This window comes from Pseudonocardia oroxyli (assembly GCF_900102195.1).
Taxonomy (GTDB): Bacteria; Actinomycetota; Actinomycetes; order Mycobacteriales; family Pseudonocardiaceae; genus Pseudonocardia; species Pseudonocardia oroxyli.
This window is the reverse complement of the sequence record NZ_FNBE01000005.1, coordinates 105,979-118,896: the sequence shown is the minus strand read 5'-3', so window position 1 is coordinate 118,896 and position 12,918 is coordinate 105,979. Positions and strand designations below refer to the sequence as shown.

Genomic DNA, 12,918 nt, shown 5'->3' with positions numbered 1-12,918 from the left:
GTCTCACCGGCGGTCGGCTGCCAGTCGACGGAAGAGCCGGGTCCACCAGCTCGGGACCCGGATGCGTTGGGCCACGTCGGGGTTGCCCTCGTGCGGGTCCACCGGATTGACGGCGTAGGCGGGTGGCTCGTCGGTGCGCACCCAGGACCGCACGGCCGCGCTGACGACGGCGAGCAGCGGCACGGCCAGCAGGGCGCCGGGGATGCCGGCGATCACCACGCCCGCCGCGACGGCCAGCACCACGGCCAGCGGGTGCAGCTTGACCGCGCGGCCGAGCAGCAGCGGCTGCAGCACGTGTCCCTCCAGCTGCTGCACCCCGATCACCACGGCCAGGATGATCACCGCGGGGATCAGCCCGTTGGCCACCAGCGCGATCAGCACCGCGACGACCCCGGACACCACCGCGCCGACGGTCGGGATGAAGGCGCCCAGGAACACCAGCGCGGCCAGCGGCACCACGAGCGGCACCCCGACGGCCCACAGCCCGATGCCGATGCCGATCGCGTCGACGAAGGCCACCAGGATCGTGGCGCGGGTGTAGCCGACGAGCGTGGCGAAGGCCCGCCGCCCGGCCACGTCGATCTTGTCCCGCCGGTGCCGCGGGGTGGCCTTGAGCAGAAAACCCCAGATCCGCGCGCCGTCGTACAGCACGAAGATCAGCGTGAAGATCGCCAACGCGATGCCCGCGCCCAGCTCGGTGATGGTCGCCGCGGTGGTGAGCACGCCGGTGGTCAGCGTCTCCTGGCCGCTGGTGATCGCCTGCCCGATCTGGCCGGGCAGGTTGCGCAGCTGCTCGGAGCTGAGGTTGAACGGCGCCCCCGCCAGGAACTCCTGGACGGCCTGCAGGCTGGCCGTGAGCTGGCGCTGCAGGTCGGGGAAGCCGCCGATGAACGTGTTGACGACGAACGACAGCAGGCCGCCGATCACCGCCAGCCCGCCGAGCATGGTGAGCGCCACCGCGACCCCGCGGGGCACGCGGTTGCGGGTCAGCAGCTGGACGAGCGGGGCCAACAACGCCGACAGCAGCACCGCGATCGCCACGGGCACCACGACGATGCGCAGCTGGATGACCAGGAAGATCAGCAGACCGAAGGCGGCGGCGATCACCAGCGAGCGGGCGCAGATCTCGGAGATCACCCGCAGCGGGGTGGGGATCGCCGCGGCCGCGCGCTCCTCCCGGTCCTCCGCGCGCGGGGCGGGCTCGGCCCCCGGGGACGCGTGGTGGGGGCCCCGCGCGGGCACCGCCGGGGGCGTGCGGTCGGGCGGCAGCGGACCGGGATCGTCGCTCACCCGCGCACGGTAGCCCCCGTGGGCCCGTCCGGCCCGCCGGTGCGCTCGTGACGTCGGCGGGCCGGGCTGCACTGCTCCGTTGCGGTGAGCGGGCCGCGCGGACGCCACCGAGGTGGAGCAGTGATGTCACGCAGAGTCGAATGACACCCGTGTAGTTGACCTCCACCTGTGGGCCATGTGGTGCACCGGAGTGAGAACCCGCTGACCCTCGGTGAAACTGCGTGATCTTCGGTTGTTGCGAGCGACAGTAGGCGGCGGGCTCGCGGGGGCGCCGGAGGAACACGCCGGGCGCCTCCGATCGACCCCGAAAGTGTGGCCGTCCGAGGGTTGTGACACCGCCGTGACCTGGGCGAGAACGACTTCCGGCGGTCGCTGTCAAGATCGGCTCCGGAGCGGGTTCGGCGGGTCGGCGCGGGGGCGTCCGAGGCCCGCGTCCCGATCGAGTGAGGGCGCGGAGACGATGCACGTGGGAGCCGTCGCCGAGCCCGGACACGGCGGCCGAGACGATCTCCGGCCGGGTCGCAGGCGCCGTCGCCGGCTGCGGAGAGCGATACGGGCGCCTCGGAAGTGGATCTACACCACCCGAACGAATGGAACCCACCGCAAAGTGGGTAACGACCGTGCCCGACCCGTTTCCCCGAGCAGGTGACCCCGTTGTGGGTGGTGTGTGCGGCCGAACGGCCCTGTGGGGACAGGGCCGATGGCACCATCTCGCCGCACACGACGGACGAGAGACGGAGGTGCGGGGCGTGACCGACAGGGAGCGGACCCAGAGCGGGGCTCAGGGATCAGCACGACGGAGCACGGTGCGCGTGCGCGGTGTCGAGGACACCGGACCCTTCCCCGGGCGGCACGCGAGCCGCACCGAGATCGCAGCGGAGACCCCGATCTTCCATGCGCTCACCGTCGGCGGCTGGCGCGGGCGCCAGCACGAGCCGACGGCCCGTCGCGAAGCCCAGCGTGAGGCCCAGCGCGACCGGACGCGCCCCGCGCGGCGCTCCGCCGAGGCGCTCGACGAGTTCCGCCGCGACCCGCTGACCGCGCCGATCCCGGTGCAGGCCCTCGCGTCGCTGAGCACCCCCGCGCCCGCGGCGCCGCCGGTCGCCCCGCCCGTCTCGGCCGGCCCGTCCTACGCCCCGCTCTACGCGGCCCACGTGCCCGCCTACGCCCCCGTGGCCCCGGCGTACACCTCGCTGACCGACACCGGGCCGCAGGCGTTCGGCGACCTGTCTGCGCACGGCGGACGCCACCACCGCAAGGCCGTCGGTTCCGGCTCGGGGCACCACCACCTGTCGTTCTGACGGGTTCCAGGGTTTCCCGCGGCTGGGGAGTCGCGGGGAAATGAGAGAAGCAGGAGGACATCCGCGGTCGCTTCGGGACCGTGGAGGCGTCGATTCGCTGGGGAGCGGACCGACGTCGACCAGGGGCCGGTGGCCCGGGGTCCGGGGGAGTGACCGGACCGCGGCCCCCGGCCCCGTCCTGTTCCGCGAGTCCCCCACTTCGGACACGCGAGTCCCGCGTTCCGGACACGCGAGTCGGACGACCCGGGCCGCGACTCGGGCACCTCGGTCCGGACGGCGGTCCGCGCCTCAGGGGCCGAGCAGCGCCTGCATGTGCGCACCCGCGAAACGACGGTCCGGATCGAGGCGGTCCCGCACCGCGCGGAAGTCCGGCAGCCGGGGGTAGGCGACGGCGAGGTCGGCCGCCGTCCAGTCGTGGCGCCCGGCCCAGTGCGGGCGCCCGCCCATCCCCTCCAGCACCGACCCCACCAGCCGGAACAACGGCCCGTCGTCGGCCCCGCGCGGGCTGCGCACCGCGATCCACCCGGTCGCCCGCCCGAACGCCGGGTGCAGCCAGCCCGTCTCGGCGGGCCCGACGCGGACCTCGACCGGCCGTCGGATCTCGAGCTCCCGCGTCGTCGTCGCGGAATGGAGCTCGCGCAGCGCCGTGGTCAGCGCCTCGCGGGGGACCGCCCACTCCGTGGAGGTCTCGCGGGCGGGGTCCGGGGTCGGCAGCAGCACGTACGGCGCCGCGGTCGGCACCCCCTCCCAGCGCGGCGCGGGTCGCGACCGTTGCGCCGACCACTGCGCCGACAGCTGGGCGGACGCCGAGTGCCCCAGCCGCGTGACGACGCGTCCGATCGCGTCCACCGGACCCGTCGCCTCCGGCACCGGGTCGCGCTGTTCGGCGGGGCCCGCCCACCGCAGCAGCGCCTCGCCGCTGGGCAGGTGCACCTGCAGCGCCGCCCACGGCCGGGTGTCCAGCGGCCCGCCCGGCGCGGTGGCCTCCGCTGGGTCGACGACCTCCTCGTGCCCGTCGACGACGGTCGCGGCCACGGTCCGCAGGCTGACCTCGGTGAGCACGCCGAGCGCGCCGAGGTGGCAGCGCAGGGCGTCGAGATCGGCGTCCTCCGCCCGGCGCAGCGTGCCGGTGCCGTCCACGAACCGCGCCCCGACGACCTGCGCCGACAGCGACCCCACCTGGCGCGACCCGCCATGGGTCCCGGTCCCGATCGCCCCGCCGACGGTGGCGCCCGGGCCGTGCGGGACGGTCGCCAGCGCGCGGCCGTGCTCGGCGAGGGCGGCGTGCACCTCGGTCAGCCGCGCGCCGGCCCGCACGCGGACGACGTCGTCGGCCAGGTCGACGACCCCGGTCAGCGCCGAGCAGTCGAGGTGCACGTCTCCGGTCAGCGACAGGGTGCTCTCGGAGTACCCGGACCCGACGGGCCGCACGGCCAGCCCGCGCTCGGCGGCCCGCCGGACGGCCGCGACCACTCCCGCCTCGTCGAGCGGTCGGTCGGTGCGCTGGGGCCGACAGCTCTGCCCGCCCGACCAGTTCGTCCACATCCCGTCGACCCTACGTCCCGGCGGCACCGACCCGTGGTCATGCAGCACTGAGCGCACGCAACGTGCACTCCCCCGGAACCCCGTCAGTGCAGCCGGGCGGCGATGTCGCGGAGGTCGGCGCGGGTGCGGGCGGCGTCCACCAGGACGGGCTCGCCGTCCTCGACCACCAGGCGGCCCGCGACCCACACGTCCTGGACCAGGCGGGAGCCGCCCGCCCAGACGAGGTTGGAGATCAGCTGGGCGTCGTCGCTCGGGTCGACGAAGGCCTGGTCCTCGAGGTCCACGTGCACCATGTCCGCCCACCGGCCCTCCTCCAGGACGCCGAGGTCGGGGCGGTCGATCGCGGCGGCACCGTCTCGGGTGGCCATGAGCAACACGTCCGCGGCCGTCAGGGCGGCCGCGTCGTCCTCGCGGATCCGGGCGAAGAGCGCGGCGAGCCGGGCCTGGTGCCAGAGGTCGAGGTCGTCCCCGGAGGCGGGGCCGTCGGTGCCCAGCCCCACCCGCACCCCGGCCGCGCGGAGCGACCGGACCGGCGCGACCCCGGCGGCGAGCTTGGCGTTCGAGCCCGGGCAGTGGGCCACGGCGACGTCGCGGGCGGCGTACAGCGCCAGATCCTCCGCCGAGAGCTGGACGGAGTGCGCCGCGAGCACCCGCCCGGACAGCGCCCCGAGCGAGTCGAGCAGCGCGGGCACGGAGCCGTGGCTCGCCCGGACGGCCGTGTCCTCCTGCGCCGACTCCGCCACGTGGACGTGCATCAGCGCCCCCCGCGCCTGCGCCTCGGCGGCGATCGACTCCAGCGCGGCGGGCGAGAGGGTGTACGCGGAGTGGGGTCCGTAGCCGAGCTCGAACCGGTCGTGCTCGCCGAAGACGCGCCCGTCGGCGTCGATCCGGGCGGACACGTCGTCCCGCAGCTCCTCCCACGAGCCGAGCCGGTCCCACCCGGGGGCGGCGAGGATCCCGGGCGTGAGGACCACCCGGGACCCGACGGCGTCCACGGCGGACAGCACGGCGTCGGTGAAGAAGTACATCTCGACGCTGGTGGTGCAGCCGGTGCGCAGGAGCTCGACCGCACCCGCGGTCATCGCGGCGCGCACGTCCTCGGCGGTCAGCTGCGCCTCGGCGGGCCACATGACGTCCTGCAGCCAGGACAGCAGCGGCAGGTCGCCGCCCAGGCCGCGCAGCGGCGCCATCGGCGTGTGGCAGTGCGTGTTGACCATCCCGGGCATCAGGAGGCCCGACAGGATCTGCACCGGCCCCTCGTGCCGCGGCGCGGTGGCGGCGGCCCCGACGTACCCCAGCCGGCCGGAGGGCAGCACGTCGACCACGCCGTCCCGCACGATCGGGAAGCCGTCGCCGCAGGTCAGGACGACGGGTGCGGAGTACCGGATCACCGGCGGGGATCGAGCAGGGACCGCAGCGAGCGGAACGGCGGCAGCCAGGCGCCCTCGTCCGGCAGGGTCTCCAGGGTCATCCGCGGCAGCGGCTCGCGGAACACCCCGTCCATGTCCTCGAGGTCGAGGAACGAGATGGTCTCCGAGGCGAGCGCGAAGTTCGCGTACTCCCGGAACCCGATCACCGTGACGTCGACGTGCTGCTCGATCAGCTTCTCGAGCGGCTCGCGGAAGGCCCGCCCGTCCCCCGACGCGACGACGACGTGGCGCAGGTGGCCCTCCTGCAGGCGCATGTCGATGTGCGCGAGCATGTCGTCGTCGATGTCGCTGTCCTCGGTGATCTTCGGCTTGGCGAAGACCGCGAAACCCACGTTCCGCAGGGCCTCGACCCAGGGCCGGATCACGTCCGTCGAGGTGGGGGCGACGTTGGTGAACACACACGCCTCGGCGACGGCCTCCGGCCCGGCGAGGTCGAGCAGCCAGCGACCCACCGCGTCGAACCGCGGTCGGTACGCCGACGTGGGTCGCGCCCCCAGCAGCGAGCCGAGGCTCATGTCCATGTTGGGCGCATCCCACACGAGCAGGACGCGCGGGAGCGGGCCGGTCGACGTCACCGCGCGACCCTATCCCGCATGATGCTCGGATGGACGAGCAGGAGACCGCCGAACGGGTGGCCGCGGCGATGACGGCGCAGGACGCGGCGATCCGGGCGGCCGGGATCCGGTTGCTGGACATCGGCCCCGGGCGGGCCCGGGCGACGATGACCGTGAGCGAGTCGCACCTCAACGGCCACGGGGTCGCCCACGGCGGCTACCTCTTCTTCCTGGCCGACGCGGCGTTCTCCTTCGCCTGCAACAGCCGCGGGGTGTCCACTGTGGCCGCGGGCGGGGACGTCTCGTTCCTGCGCGCCGGACGGCTGGGTGACGAGCTGGTGGCCGAGGCCCGCGAGATCGCGCTCGCCGGGAAGTCCGGGATCTACGACGTGACGATCACCGCGGGGGACGCGGTGGTCGCCGAGTTCCGGGGCCGCTCGCGCGCCGTGCCGCACCTGCCGCCGCCCTACGCGTAGTACCGGAGGTCCCGGATCGCGCGCCCCTCGCGGACGGCCCGCTGCTCGAACTTGGTGAGCGGGCGGGAGTCCGGGCGGGGCAGCCACGGGTCCATGGCGGGATCCGGCCGCAGGGCCGGGCACGCCGAGCAGACCGCCAGCATCTGGTCCGCGTAGTGCTGCCAGTCCGTGGCCAGGTGCAGCCAGCCGCCCGGGCGCAGCCGGGAGGCGGCCAGCGCCACGAAGTCCGGCTGCACCAGGCGCCGCTTGTGGTGGCGGCGCTTGGGCCACGGGTCCGGGAAGAAGATCCGGACGCCTTCCAGGGAGCGCTCGGGCACCGCGCGTTCCAGCAGGTCCACCGCGTCCCCGCGGAGCAGCCGCAGGTTCTCCAGCCCGAGCTCGCGCAGCCGGATCAGCAGGTGCGCCAGGCCGGGCTCGTAGACCTCGACGGCCACGTGTCGCCGGTCGGGCTCGGCGGCCGCCATCAGCGCCGTCGCCTCGCCGTTCCCCGACCCGATCTCGAGAACGACCGGGCCGACCGGGCCGTCGAGGCCCTCGAGCCGATCGACGTCCGCGACGTCCCCGCCGTACACCGGCCACAGCGTGTCCCAGGCGTGCTGCTGGCCCTCGGTGAGCCGCGTGCGGTGGTGGACGAACGACGGGATGCGGGTGTCAGGCCCCATCAGCGGAGAGGGAGTCGACCTTGGGCGCCTGCGGAGCCGCGACGGAGTCGGAGGCGGGCAGCTGGACGTGCGCGGTGGCCCCGGGCAGCTTGCCCCGCAGGTACCCGGCGGCGGTGAAGCCCAGCGTGGTCACGATGGCGGCGGCCGAGGCCGGGCGCTTGTGGCGCACCTCGCGGAACAGCGCCTTCGGCAGCACGGTGGCCACGTACTTCGACTCGGTGGACAGCGCGTCCCCCTGCCCCACCAGCTTGGAGACGGCGGCCTTCGACAGACCCTCCGCCCAGCTGCGGCGACGCAGGTAGGACCAGTCGACCCGGTCGTCGGACACCCGGTGGTCCACGGCGGCGGCGGGCTCGAAGAGGATCTTCACGTCCCGGCCGTCCGCCGTGTAGGCCTGCCGCGCCCGGATGCAGAGCTCGGTCTCCTCGCAGCCCAGCGGGTTCTTGCCGATCCGGCCGATGTCCTCGGCGAACCCGCCCACCCGCTCGAACACCTCGGCGCGCAGGGACATGTTGCAGCCCATGAGGTTGCGGATCTCGGCCTGCTCGGTGGGCTGGCCGGTGTAGGTGCAGCCGACGATCCAGTCCAGCTCGCCGGTGGCGTCCCGGTTGGTGCCGCCGGGCAGCGTGGAGGGACGGCCGGAGTCGTGGACCGCGGTGCGGGAGACCGGCCACCGGGGGTGGGCGATCCCGCCGACGCCGATCACGTCCTTGTCGGCGTAGGGCGCCAGGAGGGCGCGCAGCCAGCCCTCGCGGGCGGACGCGTCGTCGTCCAGGAACACGACGACCTCGCCGGTCGCGGCCTCGATCGCGGTGTTCCGGGCGCCGGACAGACCCTGCTTGTGCGCGTTGGGCAGCACGGTCACGCCCGTCAGCTCCGCGCGGCACCGCTCCAGCAGCGCCGGGTTGTGGTCGACGACGACGATCGTCTCGACCGGCCGGACGTCCTGGGCCGCCACGGAGTTCACCGCGGCGACGATGTCCGCCCAGCGCTTGTCCGTGTAGACGCAGACCACCACGGTCGCGGTGACCGGGGGCTGCCCGGCCGGCTCGAACAGGTTCACGGGGCGGGGGTCCCTCCTGGATGCGCCTATTTCCTCTTGTCGGCGCGCCGGTGCTCCGACAGCAGGGTACGCAACACCCTGGTGCCGTCCGCGAAGGTCCTCAGGTTCGTCTCGCCGAACATGCGTTCCTTCTCGATCGACGGCACCTCGGTGATCTTGAGGCCCGCCGCGGCGATCCGGCAGTTGAGCACGGTCTCGATCTCGAACCCGTCGCCCCAGATCATCGTCCCGTCCTCGGGCTGCGGGATGTCGGTGTCCGGCAGCTCGAGCATGGGGACCAGGTCGGCCCAGAAGGCGTTGTAGCCGTAGCACAGGTCGGTGTAGGACGTGCCGAACAGCGCGTTCGCCACGGCGTTCAGCCCGGCGTTGCCGGACTTGCGCAGCAGCGTGATGTCCTCGCTGCCGCCGCCCTTCGCGAACCGGGAGCCCTTGGCGAAGTCGGCGCCCGCGATGAGGGCGCGGACGAACGACGGGATCTCGGCGGGGTCGGCCGAGCCGTCCGCGTCGAACATGACGATCACGTCGCCGGTGGCGGCGGCGAACCCGCACGCCATGGCGTTGCCCTTGCCCTTGCGGGTCTGGGTGATGCACCGCACCCAGGGCAGCGTCCGGCGCGCGGTCTCGATCGTGCCGTCCGTGGAGTTGCCGTCCACGACGATGATCTCGTGCACCGCGGGCCGCACGGCCGCGATCGCGGGCAGCACGACCTCGAGGTTGCGCGCCTCGTTGCGGGTCGGCACCACCACCGTCACGGCCGGATTGCCGGAGCGCCGCGGCGCCTGGCGGGGCCGTGGGCGGCGGTCGACGTCCAGCGGTGCCGGGGGCGCCGCCGGACGGCCGCCGTGCGGGGGCATGCCGGGGGCGGGGGCCGGTCGGTAGCCGACGGGCGGCGGGCCGTACGGCGCGGGCCCGGGGCCCTGCGGCGCGTTCGGGGGGAACGGGCCTGCAGGCCGGGGTCCGCGGTACGGCGGCGCCCCGGGTGCCCCGTGGGGCGGTCCCGACCGGGCGGGCGTAACGGCGCTCACACAACCTCCAGAGAGACAGGTCCGCTCCACCGGACCAACGATCCGCCGCCTCCCGGGTTGCGGATGATCCAGATGTCACCCGTTCGGGACGCGGCGCGCGGGGAGCGTGACCGTTTCGTGATCCGATGCTCGTAGTCCCACGCATCCTGCACGGGTGCCGGAGGGGCACGCTCACCGGTATGACCACACCGACCGGTCGTCCGCCCGCCGTCGACGAACGGGTCCATGCCGTCGCGGTCGAGCTGGGCCAGTTGGCCCATCGGGTTGCCACCCTCGGCGACACGCTGAACATGCTGGTGGGAGAGCTGCGGGCCCCGCAGTCCACCGCTCCCGCCGGGATGGCCGTCCGGCCCGCGGGCCCGCACGCCGAGCCGCCTCCGGGACCGCCCGCCGACGCCCTCGGGCCGTTCGGCCCGCCGCGCGTGTCGGGTCCCGCCGGGTGGGCGCCGCCTGCGGGTGTGCCGTGGACCCCGGGCCCGGCCTTCCAGTACGCGGTGCCTGCCGGGCCGCGCCGTCCGACGTGGGTGGACCGGCTGCGGACCGTGTCGAGCGCCGCCCTGCTGGCGACGATCGGCGGTGCGGTCACGCTCCTCGGCGTGGTGCTGCTGCTCGTGCTCGCCGCCTCGCGCGGGTGGTTCGGGCCGACCGCGCGCGTGGCGGCCGGGGCGGCGCTGGGGATCGTGCTGGTCGGGCTGGGGCTGTGGCTGCACCGGGGCCGGACCCGGGTGACCGTGGGGGCCCAGGCCCTGGCCGGCACCGGGGTCGCGGCGCTCTTCCTGTCCCTCGCCGCGGCCGCGGCGCTCTACGACCTGGTCCCCGACCTGGTCGCGGGCGGGCTCGCGATGGTCGTCGCGGCGGGCGGGCTGGCGCTCGCGGACCGCTGGGGCGCGCGCCCGCTCGCCGTCGGGGTGGTCGTCGGCGCGGGGGTGCTGACCCCGTTCGTCGCCGACGGCCCGACGGTCCTCACCGGCGCCCTCGCGCTCGTCCTGCAGATCGTGTGCGCGCCGGTGGTGCTGCGCCGCGGCTGGGCCGCGCCTGCGGTGGTCACGGCCGTGTGGTCGGCGCTGTACTGCGGTGTCGCCGCCGCGGCGTCGGACGCCGGGTGGACCCGGCTCGCGGCGCTGGCGCTGGTGGCGTTGGTCGTCGGCGTGGCGGCCGCGGTCGCCGTGGTCCTGGGCCCGGCCGGACGAGCGGGCTCCGGCAGGCCCGCCGCCGCGGCGGCGGTGCTGGCGGCCGCGGCCGTGCCGGTGCTCGCCGTCGTCGGGCGCGGGGACGGTCCGGCCGAGGCCTGGCCCGCGCTGCTCGCGGCCCTCGTCCTGGCGGCGTTCGCGGTGTGGCGCACGCCGTCCGCGGGCGTCCGGGCCACCGCCACCGCCGTCGCCGGGCTCGCCGTGCTGATCGCCACGGTCACCGCGCTGCGCGGTACGCCCCAGCACCTCGTGCTGGTCGGTGAGGCGGCGGTGCTGCTCGTGGCGGCGGCCGGGCTGCGCAGCCGGGCCCTGCTCGCCGTCGGCGGCGCGTTCGGGCTGGTCGGGCTCGTGTCGGTGCTGGGCGCGGAGCTGCGGGTCGACGCCGTCGTCGGGTCGGTGCCCTTCCGGGGCCTGCCCGCGGCCGTGGTCGCCGGGCTGCTGCTGCTCGCCGCCGCCGTGGCGGCGCTGGTGGCCGCCGGGCGGGTCGGGCTGGTCCGGGCGGACGCGGGAACCGCCGTGCTCTGGGCACCGACGGCGCTCGTCGCGCTCTATGGGGCGACCGGCGCCGTGGTCGCCGCGGCCCTGCTCGTGTCCGGTGGCAGTGGGGTCGGCTTCCTCGCCGGACACGCCGTCGTCACCGTGTCGTGGACGGTGGCCGCACTGGTCCTGCTCGCCCGCGGGGTGACCCGGCCCGCGCTACGGGTGGCGGGCCTGGTGCTGGTGGCGGCGGCCGTCGGCAAGCTGGTGCTGTTCGATCTCGTCGCGCTCGACGGGCTCGCCCGGGTCGCGGCGTTCCTCGGCGCGGGCCTGGTCCTGCTCGCCGCGGGCAGCCGCTACGCGCGCCTGGTCGCCCGCCACGAACGGGACGACTAGCCGCGGCGTCGCGGCCGCGGCCAGCCGCACGCCCGCGCGGGCGTCGACGTCGTGGGCGTGGAACGCGCCGCGGCCCGCGGCCGTGGTCGCGACCACGGTGACCAGCCCCCGCCTGCGCTGCAGCACCGTCTGCCGCACGGTCCACCCGACCACGCCGGTGCGGCGCAGCGCGACCGTGCTGCGCCGCAGCGACCCCGCGCGCACCACCAGGTAGTCACCGCTGACCGCGTGTCCCAGCCCCCGGGCCAGGTCGACGGCGAGGGCGGCCGCGAGCGGCCCGCCCACGACGAGCAGGACGGCCGCCGTGATCATCAGCGCGGGGATCCCGGTGAGCGCCAGCGCGATCACCGGCACCGCCACCGCCACCGCGGCCCGGCGCAGCCTGCGCTGCCGGGCGGCGGCCGGGTGCGGGGCCAGCGCCGCCGCCGTCGGGGCGCGGGACTCGCCCAGGATCACGGCCACGACCCGCTCGGCGAGCCTGCGCGGCGAGGTCGGCAGCAGGGTCCGGTGCTCGGTGCTCTCGGTGCCGCCGACGAGCAGCCCGGTGGCCACGGCGTCCACCCGCGCCGCGCCCGCCAGCCGGGCGCCCAGCGGCTCCACGAGCTCCACGCCCGCCAGCCTGCGCTCCTCCAGCGAGATCGAGCGTGTGGTCACCACGCCCCGCCGGACGCGCAGGGTGTCCCCGGGCTCGCGGTCCAGCCGGAACCCGCTCCAGGTCTCGGCGTAGAGCACCAGCGCGGCGGCCGCGCCGACCGGCAGCACCAGGACCAGGGCGAGCCACACCGGCACCGGGTCCAGCCCGACGACGAGCAGGAGCGTCACCGCCACGCCGAGCAGCGGGGTGGCCGCGGTCAGTACGCCGTAGCGCAGCCAGCGGGGGTCGAGCTCGGCGATCCGGCCGTCCGCGGGTCCCGCCGGGGGCCCGCCGGCCGAGCGCATCCGGTCCAGCAGCAGGGAGCGCAGCCGCTCCGCGTCCATCCGGTCGACGGGCCGCAGCGCCAGCGTCGCCTCGCCGCGGCCGCGTTGCTGCCCGGTGCCGATCCGCAGCACCACCAGGCCGAACGCCCGCAGCACCGGCCCGGCCGTGACGTCCACCGTGCGCACCCGGTCCAGCGGCAGGGACCGCCTGCGCCGCACCAGCGTCCCGGTGTGCAGCTCCACCCGCTCGGGGGTGACCCGGTAGGCCGCGCCGCGCCACCGCGCCCAGGCCCAGGACACCGTGCCGAGCACGAGGACGACCGCCGCGGCGAGGGTCCACAGCGCGGCGACGCCGGCCGCCTCCGGTGCGCGGGTCGCGACGGCCACGACGGCGGCCGCGCCGACCACCGCGGCCGTCACCGTCGCGACCACGCCCGAGGCGGGCACGGTGCGGGAGTCGAGGGAGGCCCACTCCCCCGGATCGTCCTCCACGCCGCACCCCGTCCCGTCTCGCCGCCGACCCGACCGACCACTCTGACGCACGCCCGGCGCCGTGGCGAGTCGCGGGGTCGGGCGATCTTCGTTCGCACC

At 75.8% G+C, this 12,918-nt stretch carries 10 protein-coding genes and 1 pseudogene; 3 read left to right on the top strand and 8 right to left on the bottom strand.

Features of this window, described 5'->3' with window-relative positions; genetic code table 11:
- Positions 1 to 3: 3 nt before the first annotated feature.
- Entirely contained in the window at positions 4 to 1,290 is a 1,287-nt protein-coding gene (locus BLS43_RS09545; protein WP_237194914.1) for an AI-2E family transporter, read from the bottom strand.
- 806 nt (positions 1,291 to 2,096) lie between these two features.
- Between BLS43_RS09545 and BLS43_RS09540 the strand changes: the two genes are divergently transcribed.
- The gene (locus BLS43_RS09540; protein ID WP_093080500.1) at positions 2,097 to 2,591 is read left to right on the top strand and encodes a hypothetical protein; all 495 of its coding nucleotides are present in this window, start codon (positions 2,097 to 2,099) and stop codon (positions 2,589 to 2,591) included.
- A gap of 288 nt (positions 2,592 to 2,879) precedes the next feature.
- Here the strand turns inward: BLS43_RS09540 and BLS43_RS09535 are convergent, their stop codons facing one another.
- The 3 genes from BLS43_RS09535 to BLS43_RS09525 all read right to left on the bottom strand — a co-directional run bounded on the left by BLS43_RS09535 (position 2,880) and on the right by BLS43_RS09525 (position 6,141).
- On the bottom strand, positions 2,880 to 4,136 hold the full coding sequence (locus BLS43_RS09535; protein ID WP_093080496.1) for a D-arabinono-1,4-lactone oxidase: 1,257 nt from the start codon (positions 4,134 to 4,136) through the stop codon (positions 2,880 to 2,882).
- 83 nt (positions 4,137 to 4,219) lie between these two features.
- Positions 4,220 to 5,527, bottom strand: coding sequence for an amidohydrolase family protein (locus BLS43_RS09530; protein WP_093080492.1), 1,308 nt, complete (start codon positions 5,525 to 5,527; stop codon positions 4,220 to 4,222).
- Positions 5,524 to 6,141, bottom strand: a complete 618-nt coding sequence (locus BLS43_RS09525; RefSeq protein WP_093080487.1) for an NYN domain-containing protein — start codon at positions 6,139 to 6,141, stop codon at positions 5,524 to 5,526. The genes BLS43_RS09530 and BLS43_RS09525 overlap by 4 nt, the downstream gene beginning before the upstream one ends.
- 29 nt (positions 6,142 to 6,170) lie before the next feature.
- On the opposite strand from BLS43_RS09525, the gene paaI reads away from it, so the two are divergent.
- On the top strand, positions 6,171 to 6,596 hold the full coding sequence (paaI, locus tag BLS43_RS09520) for a hydroxyphenylacetyl-CoA thioesterase PaaI (RefSeq protein WP_093080482.1): 426 nt from the start codon (positions 6,171 to 6,173) through the stop codon (positions 6,594 to 6,596).
- On the opposite strand, the gene trmB is transcribed toward paaI, so the two are convergent.
- The 3 genes from trmB to BLS43_RS09505 are packed head-to-tail and all read right to left on the bottom strand — an operon-like array spanning position 6,587 to position 9,346.
- The gene (trmB, locus tag BLS43_RS09515; RefSeq protein WP_093080478.1) at positions 6,587 to 7,258 is read right to left on the bottom strand and encodes a tRNA (guanosine(46)-N7)-methyltransferase TrmB; all 672 of its coding nucleotides are present in this window, start codon (positions 7,256 to 7,258) and stop codon (positions 6,587 to 6,589) included. The genes paaI and trmB overlap by 10 nt on opposite strands.
- The gene (locus BLS43_RS09510) at positions 7,248 to 8,321 is read right to left on the bottom strand and encodes a glycosyltransferase family 2 protein (protein ID WP_218129768.1); all 1,074 of its coding nucleotides are present in this window, start codon (positions 8,319 to 8,321) and stop codon (positions 7,248 to 7,250) included. Before BLS43_RS09510 ends, trmB begins: the two co-directional genes overlap by 11 nt.
- 26 nt (positions 8,322 to 8,347) lie before the next feature.
- Entirely contained in the window at positions 8,348 to 9,346 is a 999-nt protein-coding gene (locus BLS43_RS09505) for a glycosyltransferase family 2 protein (RefSeq protein ID WP_281245825.1), read from the bottom strand.
- A gap of 179 nt (positions 9,347 to 9,525) precedes the next feature.
- Between BLS43_RS09505 and BLS43_RS30970 the strand changes: the two genes are divergently transcribed.
- Positions 9,526 to 11,409 carry a DUF2339 domain-containing protein gene (locus tag BLS43_RS30970; RefSeq protein WP_176921249.1) on the top strand — a complete coding sequence of 628 codons (1,884 nt, stop codon included), beginning with the start codon at positions 9,526 to 9,528 and terminating at the stop codon, positions 11,407 to 11,409.
- 60 nt (positions 11,410 to 11,469) lie between these two features.
- Here BLS43_RS30970 and BLS43_RS30965 read toward each other — a convergent pair.
- Positions 11,470 to 12,627 (bottom strand): annotated as a pseudogene (locus tag BLS43_RS30965) (PH domain-containing protein); the annotation flags it as partial.
- Positions 12,628 to 12,918: the final 291 nt, after the last annotated feature.

What these genes read in the sequence shown, in the direction of transcription:
- trmB (WP_093080478.1), bottom strand. Translation starts at nt 7,258, where the DNA reads ATGGGGCCTGACACCCGCATCCCGTCGTTCGTCCACCACCGCACGCGG.
- BLS43_RS30970 (WP_176921249.1), top strand. Translation starts at nt 9,526, where the DNA reads ATGACCACACCGACCGGTCGTCCGCCCGCCGTCGACGAACGGGTCCAT.
- paaI (WP_093080482.1), top strand. Translation starts at nt 6,171, where the DNA reads ATGGACGAGCAGGAGACCGCCGAACGGGTGGCCGCGGCGATGACGGCG.
- BLS43_RS09535 (WP_093080496.1), bottom strand. Translation starts at nt 4,136, where the DNA reads ATGTGGACGAACTGGTCGGGCGGGCAGAGCTGTCGGCCCCAGCGCACC.